The sequence below is a fragment of the Streptomyces sp. ITFR-6 genome (assembly GCF_031844725.1).
GTDB lineage: Bacteria > Actinomycetota > Actinomycetes > Streptomycetales > Streptomycetaceae > Streptomyces.
Genome location: NZ_CP134612.1, coordinates 3653274 through 3666589 on the forward strand (window position 1 = coordinate 3653274; position 13316 = coordinate 3666589).

A 13316-nucleotide genomic window follows, 5' to 3' on the forward strand; every position below is an offset into this window, starting at 1 on the left:
GGATCCTGGCTCTCCGGCGCGTGATCGGCCACCCCTTCTCCGAAGTGCATGTGCCGGAGTTCCGCTACCGAAGCTGAAGGCCGGGGGACGCGCTCGTGCGGCGGGTGAGCGCCCATACCGCCAGGGCGGCGACGGCGTAGGCCGCGCCCAGCAGGCAGGAGGCCCGCCAGCCGGCGGTGGCGTACGCCCAGGTCGTGGTGGTGGCGCCGAGGGCGGAGCCGAGCGAGTAGAAGGCCATGTAGGCGCCGATGACGCTGCTGGAGCGTTCGGGGTGCGCGGCGGTGAGAAGGTGCTGGTTGCTCACGTGCACCGCCTGGACGGCGAAGTCGAGGAGTACGACGCCCGTGATGAGCGGCCACAGGCTCGGGGACGTCCACGCGGTGAGCGTCCAGGACACCGCCAGGAGCACCAGCGACCAGCCGGTGACGGCGTGGGCGTGTCCCGCGTCGGCCCAGCTGCCCGCGCGTGCGGCGGCCACCGCGCCGATGAGGCCGGCCAGGCCGAACAGCCCGATCACCGACGTGCCGAAGTGCCACGGCGCGGCCCCCAGCGGCAGGGCCAGCCCGCTCCACAGCGTGCCGAAGGACGCGAACAGGAAGAACGCGATCAGCCCTCGGCCGAGGAGGAGCCGGTCGGTGGCGACGAGGCGTCCGGCGGCAGCCAGGACGTCGCGGTAACGGGCCCGCGCGGGCCGGACGTCGGGGTGCAGGGTCAGGCGGGCGAGCAGCGCGAGAGCGAGGCAGAGCACGGCGAGTACGGCGTAGACCGACCGCCATCCGAGGCTGTCCCCCAGTACGCCCGCGAGCAGCCGGACGCCGAGGATCCCCAGCACCACCCCCGAGGTGACCGTACCGATGTTGCGACCGCGCTCCCCCGGGGGCGAGGTCGCCGCGACGTAGGCGACCGTGATCTGCACGACGACCGCGAACAGGCCCGCGAGCGCCAGTCCGGCCCCGGCCGCCAACCCGCCGGGAGCGAGTGACGTGATCGCCGCACCCGTCCCGGTGAGGACCAGATGCCCGACGATCAGCGTGCGCCGGTCCAGTACGTCCCCGAGGGGCACCAGCAGGACGAGCCCGGCGAAGTAGCCGAGCTGGCCGGCCGCGACCAGCCGTCCCAGCTCCGGCCCGGCCAGCCCGAGTTCGCCGCCCGCGGACTCCAGTACCGGCTGGATGGCGTAGATCGTGGACACCGCCACCGCGCACACCGCCGCCAGGACGAACCGCTGACCGCGCGTGATTGCCGACGGCATCTCCGTCATGTCCCCGCCACCCTCCGATTGGTTTCAATCTGCAACCGTTTGAGAGTAGGACATCACCGCTTGAGGCACAATGGTTTCAATCTGAAACTCATATGGGGGCCCGATGACGGACGTGGAACGGACCGAAGAGAACCGGACAGAGCAGGACCCGGCCGAGCTGGACTGGACCGATCCGGCGTGCCCCGTCGCGCGCACGGTCGATCTCGTGGGCGACCGCTGGAGCCTGCTCATCGTCCGGGACGCGATGGCCGGCGCGGCGTCGTTCACCGACTTCCGCAACCGCCTCGGGGTCGCCCGCAACATCCTCAGCGACCGGCTCCGGAAGCTCACCGCGCACGGCATCCTGGCCACGAGCACGCCGCCCGGGGCCAAGCGCCACACCTACCGGCTGACCGAGTCCGGCCAGGAGCTGTTCACCGTCGTCGTCGCGCTCAGGCAGTGGGGTGAGCGGCACGCCTTCGCGCCCGGCGAGGAGCACTCCGTGCTGGTCGACGACAGCGGGCGGGACGTGCCCCGCTTCCGCGTGCTGGACCGGAGCGGCCGGCCCGTCACCGCGGCGACATCACATGTGCGGAAGGCCGGGACACCACAGGTGCGGAAGGGCGGTGAGTGACACCGCCCCCGGCCGTTCACCACTCACCACTCACCGCCCCTCCTGCGCGCGGTGCTTCCCCGCCCGCTCCAGGGCGTCGGACGCCTGGGCCGCCAGCTCGGCTACGAGATCGGCCGCGCGCGGCATGTCCGTGATGAGGTCGGCGCCCTCACCCGCCCATACCGGCACGGGCGGTACGGAGCCGTCGGCCACGTCGCCCCGATAGCGCCGCCGGGCCCCGGAATCCGCCGCGAGTTCCGCCTCCCGGCCCCGCCACCGGTCGAGGTAGGGGTGACCGAGGGTGCGAGCCGTGTACTCCGCCGGCCACCGCGACTCCCGGGCGATGTCGAGAACGCGGCTGCGCTCCGTGTCCTGCCCGCTCCCCCGCACGATCGCCTCGGTGACCGAGGCGTCGGCCAGGGCCTCCGCCGTGGCCTGGAACCGGGTGCCGATGAGCGCCCCCGCGGCGCCCAGGGCCAGGGCGGCGGCCACGCCCCGGCCGTCCGCGATCCCGCCGGCCGCCAGCACGGGTACCGGACCCGCCAGGTCCACCACGACCGGCACGAACGGCAGGGTGGACCTCCCTCGCCGGGCACCGTGCCCACCGCTCTCGGTGCCCTGCGCCACGATGGCGTCGGCGCCCATATCCACGGCCTGCCGGGCCTCCTCCACACCGGTGACCTGGATGATCAGCGCCGCACCCGCCTCACGGACGCGTTCCGCAAACGGGCCGGGGTCCCCGAACGACAGCATCACCGCCCGGGGCCCGTGCTCCAGCACCCGCTCGACCGCGCCGATATCCGCCGCCCAGCTCAGGAAGCCGACGCCCCACGGCTCCGCCACATCCGCCATGAGCGGCAGTTCCCGGTCCAGCCAGTCCCGGTCGCCCATTCCGGCACCCAGCATGCCGAGCCCGCCGCCGCGCGAGACGGCCGCCGCCAGGGCGCCCCCGGCCGATCCGCCCATCGGCGCCAGCATGATCGGGTGCCGTACACCGAGCAACTCCGTGAAAACAGTCGACAGTTCCATCCCGCCAGCATCGCCCGTACCCACCTTTTTGTGGGTACTTGGCAGCGGAACCCGCCGGGGCGAACCTGGATACGGAAGACGGCGGGGCAGCAGGCGGAATCGGGAATGGAGGGGGTGAGCCCGGTCAGGTCGCCGGGGCGGAACCGGTCAGCCGGTCCAGGCGGCGGTGTCCCCAGTCGGACAGCGGCGCCAGCGCCTCGGAGAGTGCCCGCCCGAACGGGGTCAGGGAGTACTCGGTCCTGAGCGGCAGTTCGTCGTACACCTCCCGGTGCACGAGTCCGTCGTCCGCCATCTCGCGCAGCGCCTGCGTCAGCACCTTCTCGCTGAGCCCCGGCAGCTGTCGCCGCAGCTCCCCCGGGCGGCACGGCCCCGACTCCAGCAGCCAGAGCAGGACGGTCTTCCAATTGCCGTCGATCACCGCGATCGCGGCCGTCACTCCGCAGACATTCGGGTCCTTCGCACGGCTGCGCGTCATCTCGGCCCTTCCACCGCTTTCATCAACGTTCTTGATTTTCCATGGAGTTGAACCATGCCCACATCCTCCGGACAGTCTGCCGTCACCGTGCTCGGCCTGGGGGCGATGGGCCGTTGCCTGGCCCGTGCGTTCCTGGACGCGGGTCTGCGGACCACGGTCTGAAACCGGACACCGGGCCGGGACCGGGAGATGCTCGAACGCGGCGCGGCCGGCGCCCCCTCGGCCGGGGAGGCGGTCGCCGCGAGCCCGCTGACCGTGGTGTGCGTCGTGAACTACGACGCGGCCGACGCCGTCCTGCGGAGCGTTACGGTCACGGCCGCGGCCAAAGGCCGCACGGTCGTGAACCTGAGCGCCGACACCCCGGAGCGGGCCCGGTCCACCGCGCGGTGGGCCGCCGCGCACGGTGTGCGCTACCTGGACGGCGCGATCATGACACCGACCACGACCATCGGGACCCCGGCCGCCGTGTTCCTCCACAGCGGCCCGGCAGAGGTCTACCGGGAGCACCGGCCGGTACTGGAGGCGCTGGGCGGCACCCATACCCATCTGAGCGAGGAGACCGGCCGGGCGGCCGCGTACGACATCGCGCTGCTGGACATCTTCTGGACCGCCATGACCGGCTTCGCCCACGCCCTGGCGGTGGCACGGGCGGAAGGGATCACCGCCCGCGAACTGGCCCCGTTCGCCCAGGGAATCGGCGCCATCCTGCCCCCGCTCTTCGAGCAGTACGCGGGGGCGCTGGACGACGGGGACTTCTCCGGCGACGACAATCCCCTCACCTCGGCGGCATCCTCCATGACCCATATCGCCCACGCCTCCGAGGCCCACGGCATCGACGCGGGCGTGATGCGGGCGGCCGGGGAACTGGCGCGGCGGGCCATCGCCGACGGACACGGCGCCGACGGCTTCGTCCGGATCGCGGAGCTCCTCGGCCGGGCCTGAGGGGCGGAGTCCCGGCCGGGCCCACGGGCGGAGTCCGGGCCGGGCAAACGGGCGGGGGCCCGGCCTGCTCAGCCGTTGCCGTTGCCGTTGGCGCTGGCGCTGGCGCTGGCGCTGGCGGCGCGGGCGCGGACCGCGAGGGCCGCCGCCAAGGTGCTCGGTACGAGCAGCAGGCCGAAGGCGGCGGCGTACCCGGCCAGGTCGGCGGAGCCGATGCCCAGGAAGAGGTTGAACAGGGCGGAGGAGGCCCCCATGACCGCCATCTGGCCCAGGTTCTGGCTGGTCTGCATCGCGCTGCTCGCGTACCCCTGCCGGCCCGGCGGGCTGTGGGTGAGCGAGAGCAGGGTGAGGGACGGGGCGACCATGCCCATGCCGATGGCCGCGAACACCACGGCCCCGGCGGCGGTGAGCGCGGGCGTACCGGGAAGCGTCCCGGCCGCCGCGATCACGACCGCCGCGCCCATCACCAGCGAACCGGCGGAGACCAGGCGGTGCCGGGACACCCGCCCCTGGAGCCGCCCCTGCAGCCAGGAGGCGCCCGCCCAGGCGATGGCGGCGCCGGTGAACGCCAGCCCCGTCAGCACCGGCGGCACGTGCCGGGCGGTGTCCAGCAGCAGCGGCACGAAGGCCTCCAGAGTGAAGTACGCCCCCGACGTCAGACCGCGCAGCAGCACGGCGGCGGGCAGCCCGCGCGCTGCGCGCCAGGTGCCCGGCGGCAGCAGCCGGGGCGTGAAGACCACCAGCAGCGCCACACCCGCCACCCCGAACAGCAGATGGCGCACATCCCAGCCCGAGACGGCGTACTGCCCCAGCGCCGCGCCCACGCTCACCGCGGCGGCGACCAGCAGCGCGGGGCGCGGCACCCGCTCCGCCGACGCCTCGGGCACCCGGTCGGCGGGCGCCGCCCGCAGGGAGCGGCTCCGCAGCAGGAACACCACGACCAGCGACGGGATCACGGTCAGGGCGGCGAGGCCGTAGAACACCACCCGCCAGGACCACCGGTCGGCCACCAGCCCGGCCAGCGGCGGACCGGTCAGCGACGGGATGATCCAGCAGGTACTCATCAACGCCAGGGCGCGCGCCCGCAGCCGGTCCGGGTAGGCGTGGGCGATGGCGGTGTTGATGGCCACCGCGATCATCCCGGCCGCCACCCCGTCCAGGAAGCGCCCGGAGGAACATCACGGCGGCGAAACTGACGGTCGCGGCCGCGTACGCCCGGGAGAACAGGCGCTCCTCGACGACGGTCCCCGGCTTCACCGGAGCCCGCTCCGTCATCGGTCTCCGCCCGTCACCGGGAGGGCAGTTGACCGGGTACGGAGCACATCTGTCAACCCGTCACGCGGCGCTTTGGGATCATGGGTCACGGGCGCCAAAGCTATGTGCGCGACGCCACGGCCTGCCACTCCTTTTCGTGCCGCCGAGCGAAGGCGTCGAGGGGACGGCGCCCTCACCCGCGGGCCGCGGCCGCCTCCGCCGCCCGGAGCGCCTCCCCGTCCGCCCCCGTCAACAGGTCCGTACTGTCCGCCCATTGGTCCACGGAGCCGGTCAGCGGTCGGCCGCGCAGCTCCGGGTCCGTGACCGAGGCGGCGAGCGGGCGGACGAAGCGTTCGGCGTGCAGGACGAGGAACGGCCTGCCGTGGTACGGGCGCGGGGACGGGTCCACCGGGTCGACGAGGCCGCTCTCGTTCCGGCGGATCGCGACGGCCCGGTACGCGTCGCAGAGATGCCGTTCCCGGTCCGGGTGGCCGGTCGCGGCCAGTGCGCCGCGCAGGGACGGCAACATCCCCTCGGCCGAGTCCAGTTGGGCGAAGGTACTGCCGAGCCATTTGCTGTACGACGCGTACCGCCGCTCCAGGAGCAGGCTGAGGCGCATGAGGTCGCGCACCTGCCGGGCCGCGACCACGGCGGAGCCGAGTTCGTCACCGACCTCGGCGCAGCGCCCGACGAACGCCTCCTCCTGGGAGATCCGCTGCCACTGGCAGGCCAGCAGGTACCGCCACACCTGTTCGGGGTACCGGGCCAGCCGCCGCCGTGCGGTGGTGAGGAGTCCGCGGCCGTCGTGGAACACCGCGCCGCCGGTGATCCCGGCGAGCCGCTGCTGAGGCATCGCGAGCCAGTCCCGTACGGACGGTCCGGCGGCCGTCGCGTCGAAGCCGGCCTCCCGGGTCAGCCAGCCGGCGATGTCGTGGGCGGCCGCGCGGTGGTTGACCGGTCCGTCGGTCGCCGCCATGTGCCCGACCGGGTCGAGCGGATCGTCGGCGGGGCGGAAGTGGGTGGGCCAGCCGCGGATCTCCTTGGGCAGCCGGTCCGCCAGGAGCCGTCTGATCGTGTCGCCGTGTGCCGCGACGTCGTCCGCCGTGAGGAAGAGGTCCAGCCGCGGGCCCCAGTCGTGGTCGGCGGAGCGGGCCGTGTCGAAGCCGAGCACCTCGGAGCCCGGCCCGATCCGCGCGGCGGCGTACGGCAGTCCGGGGAAGGCGGCGTACAGGACCGGCCGTACCGCCTCCTCGTAAAGGATCCGGGAGAGCTCCAGACCCGGCAGGAAGGCGGCTTCGGTGGGCGTCATACGGACACTCTGCGGGGACGGAAACGGATCGGCCAGCGAAATTACCCCGGGCCGGCGGCAGCCGCGCAGGGACAGTCCGCTTGCGGACAATCCGCCACAGACCGAATTGTTACCCTGGCGGACATGACCGCCATGGCGCCCACGCGCACCGAACCGGACCTCTCCTACCTCCTCGACCACACCAGCCACGTCCTGCGGACCCAGATGTCGGCGGCGCTCGCCGAGATCGGGCTCACGGCACGGATGCACTGCGTCCTGGTCCACGCCCTGGAGGAGGAGCGCACCCAGATCCAGCTCGCCGAAATCGGCGACATGGACAAGACCACGATGGTGGTGACGGTGGACGCCCTGGAGAGCGCCGGCCTCGCCGAGCGCCGGCCCTCCAGCCGGGACCGCCGGGCGCGGATCATCGCCGTCACCGAGAAGGGCGCCGAGGTCGCCGCGAGGAGCCAGGACATCGTGGACCGGGTGCACGCGCACGCCCTGGCCGGGCTGGACCGCGGCGACCGGCAGACGCTGCTGCGCGCCCTGGAACGGCTGACGGGCGACCGCCTCGCCACCCCGGCCGAGACCCCGGCGACGGCCCGCCGCGCCCGCCAGAGCCAGAAGTAACCCGACCCACCCCCAATTCGCGAGTTCCACGGCGCCCACGATATCCACGGAAAACAGAACCGAAAGAAATAGTCTGCAACAAAACCATCTGTTAGCGTCTCTCTTGTCGACCCGACCGACAGGAGAGTCCGATGTCCGTGCCTTCGCCTGCCCGCACGCCCGCCACCGCTCCCAGCGCTCCCACCACCCCACCGGCCACCGCCCGTTCACGCCGGCTCGCCCTCGGCGTGATCGCCACCGGCCTGCTGATGACCGTGCTCGACGGCTCGATCGTGACCGTCGCCATGCCCGCCATCCAGAACGACCTCGGGTTCTCACCCGCCGGCCTCAGCTGGGTCGTGAACGCCTACCTGATCGCCTTCGGCGGACTGCTGCTGCTCGCCGGCCGGCTCGGTGACCTCATCGGCCGCAGGCGGATGTTCCTGACCGGCACCGCCGTCTTCACCGCCTCCTCGGTACTGGCGGGCGCGGCCGGCTCCCCCGCGCTGCTGATCACCGCCCGGTTCCTCCAGGGCACGGGCAGCGCCATGGCCTCCGCGGTCGGCCTGGGCATTCTCGTCACGCTGTTCACCGAGAGCCGTGAACGCACCAGGGCCATCGCGGTGTTCAGCTTCACCGGAGCGGCGGGCGCGTCGATCGGGCAGGTGCTCGGCGGGGTCCTCACCGACGCCGTCGGCTGGCACTGGATCTTCCTCATCAACCTGCCGGTCGGGGTCGCGGCACTCCTCGTCGCGGTGCGCGTGCTGCCCGCCGACCGGGGTCCCGGCCTGCGCGCCGGGGCCGACGTCATCGGTGCCGCCCTGGTCACCTCCGGGGTGATGCTGGGCATCTACTCGGTCGTCGAGGCCGGGACGTACGGGTGGCTGTCGGCGCACACGCTCGGCCTCGGCGCGCTCGCCCTCGCCCTGCTCGCCGGGTTCCTCGTCCGGCAGGCCACGGCCAGGACGCCACTGCTGCCGCTGCGCGTCCTGCGGTCGCGGAACGTCGCCGGCGCCAATCTGATCCAGATGCTCATGGTGGCCGCGCTGTTCTCGTTCCAGATCCTGGTCGCGCTGTACCTCCAGCGGGTGCTCGGCCACGGGGCCGCCACCACCGGTCTCGCGATGCTGCCCGCCGCCGCCGTCATCGGAGCCGTGTCACTCGGCGTCTCGGCCCGGCTGAGCGCGCGGTTCGGTGAGCGCAACGTCCTGCTCCTGGGGCTCGCCCTGCTGATCGCCCTGCTCGGCATGCTCACCCGGCTCCCCGCCCACGGGCACTACGCCACCGACCTGCTTCCGCTGATGTTCCTCGCCGCGGGCTTCGGCCTCGCCCTCCCGGCGCTCACCGCGCTCGGCATGTCGGGGGCGGGCGAGGAGGACGCCGGGCTCGTGTCCGGGCTGTTCAACACCACCCAGCAGATCGGCATGGCGACGGGCGTCGCCGTCCTCTCCACCCTGGCGGCCTCCCGCACCGACACGCTGCTCTCCGAGGGCAGCGGCCGGGCCGAGGCGCTGACCGGCGGCTACCACCTGGCGTTCGCGGTCGGCGGCGGGCTCCTCACGGCCGCCTTCCTCGTCGCACTCACGGTCCTCGGGCGCAGCCGCCCCGGCGCACCCACCCGCTCAGACCGGCCGGAGCACGGAACGGCTCACCGAGCCGGGGCCGCCGAAGCCGTCGAAGCCACCGACGCGGTCCGGTCCGCGTAGCCGTCTCGGCGGGCGCCGGACAAGCGGGTGGGCCCCGGTGCCCCTTCCGGCCATAGGATCCCGCCCATGGCACCCGACCCCGGCTACACCTGCTCCCGCTGCGGCGGACACCACTCGGAACTCCCGATGGGGTACTCGACCATGGCACCCGACGTCTGGGACGCGAGCCTGGAGAGCGATCCCGACAGCATGCTCTCGACGGATCAGTGCATCGTCAGACACGAGCACTACTTCATCAAGGGCCTGATCGAGATACCCGTGGCGGGCAGCCGGGAGCCGTTCTCCTGGGGCGTCTGGGTCTCACTGAGCCGGGAGAACTTCGGCCGCGCCCTCGACGTGTGGGAGACGCCGGGCCGGGAGTCGGAGAAGCCGTACTTCGGCTGGCTGACCACCGAGCTGGGGCTCTACTCCCCCCGTACGACCAACCTCAGGACCAACGCGCACACCCGCGAGATCGGCCGGCGCCCGCTCATCGAACTGGAGCCCACCGACCATCCGCTGGCGGTGGAGCAGCGGAACGGAATCACGTTCGACCGGGTACGGGAGATAGCCGAAGCGGTGCAGCACGCCGAGGACAGACCCTAACGCGTGCCCGGTCCCAGCCCCGACCGCAGCTGTACGAACCCCAGCTCCGCCGCCTCGACCGCGTCCGTGTACACCTCGTCCGCGCTCTGCCCCGCGCTGATCCGGCGCCAGTTGTCCAGGGCCAGGATGCGCAGGACCGCGATGATCTGGCCCGCCGCCAGCCGGTCCGGCACCGCGTTGCCCAGAGCGCGGGCGAGCGCCGCCTCCGAGCGGCCCTGGTACGCGTAGAGCCTGGCCACCAGGGACGGGGTCCCGTACAGCAGCCGGTGGAACGCCAGCACCTCGGGCACGTCGCACAGGCCGGTGACCGGGTCGCGCCGCTCCAGGCCCTCCAGGAAGTGCCGCCGCAGCGCGTCGAGCGGGGATTCACCGTCCGCGCGGGCGGCGACCACCCGGGCCGACTCGTCCTCGTGATCGGCGAACCGGTGCAGGGCCAGGTCCTCCTTGGACGGGAAGTACCGGAACAGCGTCGGCTTGGAGATGTCCGCCGCGGCCGCGACCTCCGCCACCGAGACCTTGTCGAAGCCGCGCTCCAGGAACATGGCGATCGCGGCGTCGGACACGGCCTGGTACGTCAGCTGCTTCTTCCGCTCGCGCAGGCTCATCGGCGCGTTCGGCCCACGGGGCGCGTCCTCGTCCGCCACCGCGCCGGACCTGGGCTTCTCTCCGCTCATGACCATGCAGCGTACGCCCTCGACCTCAACCGGACTTGACGTCCACCGCCGCATCCCGCTCCCGCTCCCGCCGCCGCTCGCGGATCAGCGCCTCGACCCCGTCCAGCACCCGTTCGATGCCGAACCGGAACTCGTAGTCGGGCTCGTCCGGGACCCACATCACGTCGGTGGCCATCAGCCGGGAGAGCGCGGGGTGGCGTTCGGGGTCGACGAGCCGGGTCAGCGTACGGGCGTAGCCCTCCATGACCTCCCGCGCCGGTACGCCGCGCGCCTCCACGGCGGCGTCCAGATCGCCCATCAGCAGTGCCTCGTTCCGTACGAAACCGCTGACCAGAAGGATGACGGAGACGGCGTCGCCCGGCCCCAGACCGCTGCCTTCGAGGGCCTGGAGGCCCTGCTCCCACCAGGCGACGGAGTGCGGGCTCGCGGGCGGTCCGGCGATGGGGATGCGGAGCATCCAGAGGTTGCGGTGGTAGACCCCGCGCTGCGCCCAGGCCCACTGGGAAAGCGCCTCCCGCCAGCCGGCCCCTTCCTCCAGGGCGGGCAGCGGGGGCGGCGGGCCCATGGCCGCCTCCTGCATCAGCACGTAGAGCTCGTCCTTGGCGGCCACGTACCGGTAGAGGGACATCGTCGAGGCGCCCAGGTCCTTGGCGACCCGCCCCATGGACACCCCGCCGAGCCCCTCGGACGCCGCCACCGCCACCGCCGCGTCCACGATGCGCGCCAGGCTCAGTCCGGGCTTGGGCCCCTTCACCGGACGCGCCCGCAGCCCCCAGGCGGCCTCGATGCTGGCCGGCAGGCCCGTACCGCCCGGCTGACCGTTCTCTTCCGTCACCTGAAAACCGCCTTCCCTTGACGGCCATCCTAGTTATGCGTAACCCTTACACAGTAACGCGTACGCCATACGCAGAGAGCGCGCGGAGAGGCGCACCCATGCCACCAACCACACGGACACCACCAGCCCCGGCGGCCATGATCGAGGCCCACGGCCTGACGAAGTCGTACGGAGCGTGCGCACCGCCCGTCCTGGACGGCATCGACCTGCGCGTCGAGCGCGCCACCGTCTTCGCACTCCTCGGCCCGAACGGTGCGGGCAAGACCACCGCCGTACGCATCCTGGCCACGCTCACCACCGCCGACAGCGGCACGGCCCGCGTCGCCGGGTACGACGTCGTGGCCGAGCGCGGCCGGGTCCGCCGCGCGATCAGCCTCACCGGGCAGAACGCCGCCGTCGACGAGACGCAGACCGGCGAGGAGAACCTGCGCATGATGGCCAGGCTCACCGGCCGCTCCCGGGCGGACGCGCGCCACCGGGCCGCCGAACTCCTCGAACGCTTCGACCTCACCGCGGCGGCCCGCCGCACCGTCCGCACGTACTCCGGCGGCATGCGGCGCCGGCGCGACCTGGCGGCCGGCCTGGTCGGCAGCCCGCAGCCGGAGGTCTTCTTCCTGGACGAGCCGACGACCGGCCTCGACCCGCGCAGCCGCCAGGAGCTCTGGCAGGTGGTCCGCGAACTCGCCGCCGAGGGCGCCACGGTGCTGCTCACCACCCAGTACCTGGAGGAGGCCGACCGGCTGGCCGACCGGATCGCCGTCCTCGACCGGGGCCGGAAGGCCGCAGAGGGCACGGCGGACTCCCTGAAGTCACGCGTCGGCGGACACCGCCTCGACCTGGTCATGGCCGACCGCGCGAGCTACCTCCGGCTCACCCACCGCGCCGTGCACCACTCCCCCGCGACCCTCACCATCGGACGGCTCGGCGGCCCAGATACGAGCGCTGCTCGACGAGATCGACCCGGGCCGCACGGCGGTCGAGCGGTTCACCGTGCACAGCACCACGCTCGACGACGTCTTCCTGGCCCTGACCGCGACGGACCCGAGGACGGACCCGGAGGCCGCGACGGACCCGAAGGAGGCACCGCCCGCCCATGTCTGAAGCCCTCACCACCACCGCCCCGCCGCACGCGCCCCTGACCTCGCTGATGCTGCCGGTCATGCTGATGCTGATCTTCGTCTACTTCTTCGGCGGCGCGATCGACACCGGAATCCCGCACACCGCGTACGTCACCTACGTCGTCCCCGGTGTGCTGCTGCTGTGCGCCGGCTTCGGCGCCGCCACCACCGCGGTGGCCGTCAGCGAGGACATGAAGGGCGGCATCATCGACCGCTTCCGCACCCTCGACATCGGCGGTGCGGCGATCCTGGCCGGTCACGTCGGAGCGAGCACGGCCCGCAGCCTGGTCTCCACCGCCCTGGTCCTGGGCATCGCCCTCCTGATCGGCTTCCGCCCCACAGCCACCGCCACCGGCTGGCTCCTCGCCCTCGCCGTCCTGATCGCGTACCTCGTCGCGCTCTCCTGGCTGTCGGCCGCGATCGGCCTGCTCGCCAGAACCCCGGAGGCGGCCGGCGGATTCACCTTCCTTATGCTGTTCCTGCCCTACCCGAGCAGCGCCTTCGTCCCGGTCGACTCCATGCCGGCCTGGCTCCACGGCTTCGCCGAGCACCAGCCCGTCACCCCGGCCATCGAGTCCCTGCGCGGCCTCCTGCTGGACCAGCCGGTGGGCAACTCCCCCTGGATCGCGCTGACCTGGGCCGCCGGGATCCTGCTGACGGCCGTGGTCCTTTCGGGCGTGCTGTTCAGGGTGCGGACTCGGTGACCACGGGGCCGCCCACAGACGCTCGGCGAGCCCCCCGAGCGGGAGCACAGCGCCGGCGTCGACGTCAGTGTCGACGTCGGCCGAGGTCGTGGCTGTCGTCGAACTTCCGCCGGAACGCCAGCCGCTTCCGGGTGCGGGGCAGGCACTCCGGGGTTCGCGGTGGACGGCGTACGAGTCCTGTCGGGCCGCTGACATCGAATCGCCGTACGCGACCACCACGTACGCGCCGGTGATCACCTGGTCG

The 13316-nt window shown here is 72.9% G+C and carries 12 protein-coding genes and 2 pseudogenes; 7 read left to right on the forward strand and 7 right to left on the reverse strand.

The genetic code is table 11. From position 1 onward, the window contains the following. Window positions 1-64: 64 nt before the first annotated feature. Complete coding sequence (locus RLT59_RS16615) at window positions 65-1261, reverse strand: MFS transporter (RefSeq protein WP_399125554.1); 1197 nt, start codon at window positions 1259-1261, stop codon at window positions 65-67. Between the two features lie 103 nt (window positions 1262-1364). Here RLT59_RS16615 and RLT59_RS16620 point away from each other — a divergent pair, with 103 nt between their 5' ends. Further along, window positions 1365-1874 (forward strand): winged helix-turn-helix transcriptional regulator, encoded by a 510-nt coding sequence (locus tag RLT59_RS16620; RefSeq protein ID WP_311304120.1) that lies wholly within the window; start codon window positions 1365-1367, stop codon window positions 1872-1874. A gap of 30 nt (window positions 1875-1904) precedes the next feature. On the opposite strand, the gene RLT59_RS16625 is transcribed toward RLT59_RS16620, so the two are convergent. Both RLT59_RS16625 and RLT59_RS16630 read right to left on the reverse strand, forming a co-directional pair. Continuing rightward, complete coding sequence (locus RLT59_RS16625) at window positions 1905-2882, reverse strand: NAD(P)H-dependent flavin oxidoreductase (protein ID WP_311304121.1); 978 nt, start codon at window positions 2880-2882, stop codon at window positions 1905-1907. 124 nt (window positions 2883-3006) lie between these two features. Continuing rightward, window positions 3007-3357: a winged helix-turn-helix transcriptional regulator gene (locus RLT59_RS16630; protein ID WP_311304122.1), complete on the reverse strand. Its 351-nt coding sequence runs from the start codon at window positions 3355-3357 to the stop codon at window positions 3007-3009. A gap of 54 nt (window positions 3358-3411) precedes the next feature. Between RLT59_RS16630 and RLT59_RS16635 the strand changes: the two are divergent. After that, a pseudogene (locus RLT59_RS16635) lies at window positions 3412-4299 on the forward strand (NAD(P)-dependent oxidoreductase). A 68-nt stretch (window positions 4300-4367) separates the two neighbouring features. Here RLT59_RS16635 and RLT59_RS16640 read toward each other — a convergent pair. Both RLT59_RS16640 and RLT59_RS16645 read right to left on the reverse strand, forming a co-directional pair. Then, on the reverse strand, window positions 4368-5435 hold the full coding sequence (locus RLT59_RS16640) for an MFS transporter (RefSeq protein ID WP_311304123.1): 1068 nt from the start codon (window positions 5433-5435) through the stop codon (window positions 4368-4370). A 308-nt stretch (window positions 5436-5743) separates the two neighbouring features. Beyond that, complete coding sequence (locus tag RLT59_RS16645; protein ID WP_311304124.1) at window positions 5744-6859, reverse strand: DUF4037 domain-containing protein; 1116 nt, start codon at window positions 6857-6859, stop codon at window positions 5744-5746. Between the two features lie 123 nt (window positions 6860-6982). On the opposite strand from RLT59_RS16645, the gene RLT59_RS16650 reads away from it, so the two are divergent. From RLT59_RS16650 to RLT59_RS16660, 3 genes are all read left to right on the forward strand, one after another. After that, entirely contained in the window at window positions 6983-7471 is a 489-nt protein-coding gene (locus tag RLT59_RS16650) for a MarR family winged helix-turn-helix transcriptional regulator (RefSeq protein WP_311304125.1), read from the forward strand. A gap of 131 nt (window positions 7472-7602) precedes the next feature. Further along, on the forward strand, window positions 7603-9156 hold the full coding sequence (locus RLT59_RS16655) for an MFS transporter (protein ID WP_311304126.1): 1554 nt from the start codon (window positions 7603-7605) through the stop codon (window positions 9154-9156). Between the two features lie 66 nt (window positions 9157-9222). Further along, entirely contained in the window at window positions 9223-9741 is a 519-nt protein-coding gene (locus tag RLT59_RS16660; RefSeq protein ID WP_399125559.1) for a DUF2199 domain-containing protein, read from the forward strand. Here the strand turns inward: RLT59_RS16660 and RLT59_RS16665 are convergent. Then, the gene (locus RLT59_RS16665) at window positions 9738-10421 is read right to left on the reverse strand and encodes a TetR/AcrR family transcriptional regulator (RefSeq protein WP_399125561.1); all 684 of its coding nucleotides are present in this window, start codon (window positions 10419-10421) and stop codon (window positions 9738-9740) included. The two genes, RLT59_RS16660 and RLT59_RS16665, sit on opposite strands and share 4 nt — an antisense overlap. A 19-nt stretch (window positions 10422-10440) precedes the next feature. Beyond that, window positions 10441-11250: a TetR/AcrR family transcriptional regulator gene (locus RLT59_RS16670; RefSeq protein ID WP_311304128.1), complete on the reverse strand. Its 810-nt coding sequence runs from the start codon at window positions 11248-11250 to the stop codon at window positions 10441-10443. A 98-nt stretch (window positions 11251-11348) separates the two neighbouring features. Between RLT59_RS16670 and RLT59_RS16675 the strand changes: the two are divergent. Continuing rightward, window positions 11349-12351, forward strand: a pseudogene (locus RLT59_RS16675) (ATP-binding cassette domain-containing protein). Further along, a complete protein-coding gene (locus RLT59_RS16680) occupies window positions 12344-13072 on the forward strand; it encodes an ABC transporter permease (protein WP_311304129.1) in 729 nt (242 codons plus the stop codon). The pseudogene RLT59_RS16675 and the gene RLT59_RS16680 overlap by 8 nt, the downstream one beginning before the upstream one ends. The last annotated feature ends 244 nt before the right edge of the window (window positions 13073-13316 follow it).

Coding starts and splice junctions, on each gene's coding strand:
- RLT59_RS16615 (WP_399125554.1), bottom strand. CDS start 1,261: ATGACGGAGATGCCGTCGGCAATCACGCGCGGTCAGCGGTTCGTCCTG.
- RLT59_RS16620 (WP_311304120.1), top strand. CDS start 1,365: ATGACGGACGTGGAACGGACCGAAGAGAACCGGACAGAGCAGGACCCG.
- RLT59_RS16625 (WP_311304121.1), bottom strand. CDS start 2,882: ATGGAACTGTCGACTGTTTTCACGGAGTTGCTCGGTGTACGGCACCCG.
- RLT59_RS16630 (WP_311304122.1), bottom strand. CDS start 3,357: ATGACGCGCAGCCGTGCGAAGGACCCGAATGTCTGCGGAGTGACGGCC.
- RLT59_RS16640 (WP_311304123.1), bottom strand. CDS start 5,435: ATGATCGCGGTGGCCATCAACACCGCCATCGCCCACGCCTACCCGGAC.
- RLT59_RS16645 (WP_311304124.1), bottom strand. CDS start 6,859: ATGACGCCCACCGAAGCCGCCTTCCTGCCGGGTCTGGAGCTCTCCCGG.
- RLT59_RS16650 (WP_311304125.1), top strand. CDS start 6,983: ATGACCGCCATGGCGCCCACGCGCACCGAACCGGACCTCTCCTACCTC.
- RLT59_RS16655 (WP_311304126.1), top strand. CDS start 7,603: ATGTCCGTGCCTTCGCCTGCCCGCACGCCCGCCACCGCTCCCAGCGCT.
- RLT59_RS16660 (WP_399125559.1), top strand. CDS start 9,223: ATGGCACCCGACCCCGGCTACACCTGCTCCCGCTGCGGCGGACACCAC.
- RLT59_RS16665 (WP_399125561.1), bottom strand. CDS start 10,421: ATGGTCATGAGCGGAGAGAAGCCCAGGTCCGGCGCGGTGGCGGACGAG.
- RLT59_RS16680 (WP_311304129.1), top strand. CDS start 12,344: ATGTCTGAAGCCCTCACCACCACCGCCCCGCCGCACGCGCCCCTGACC.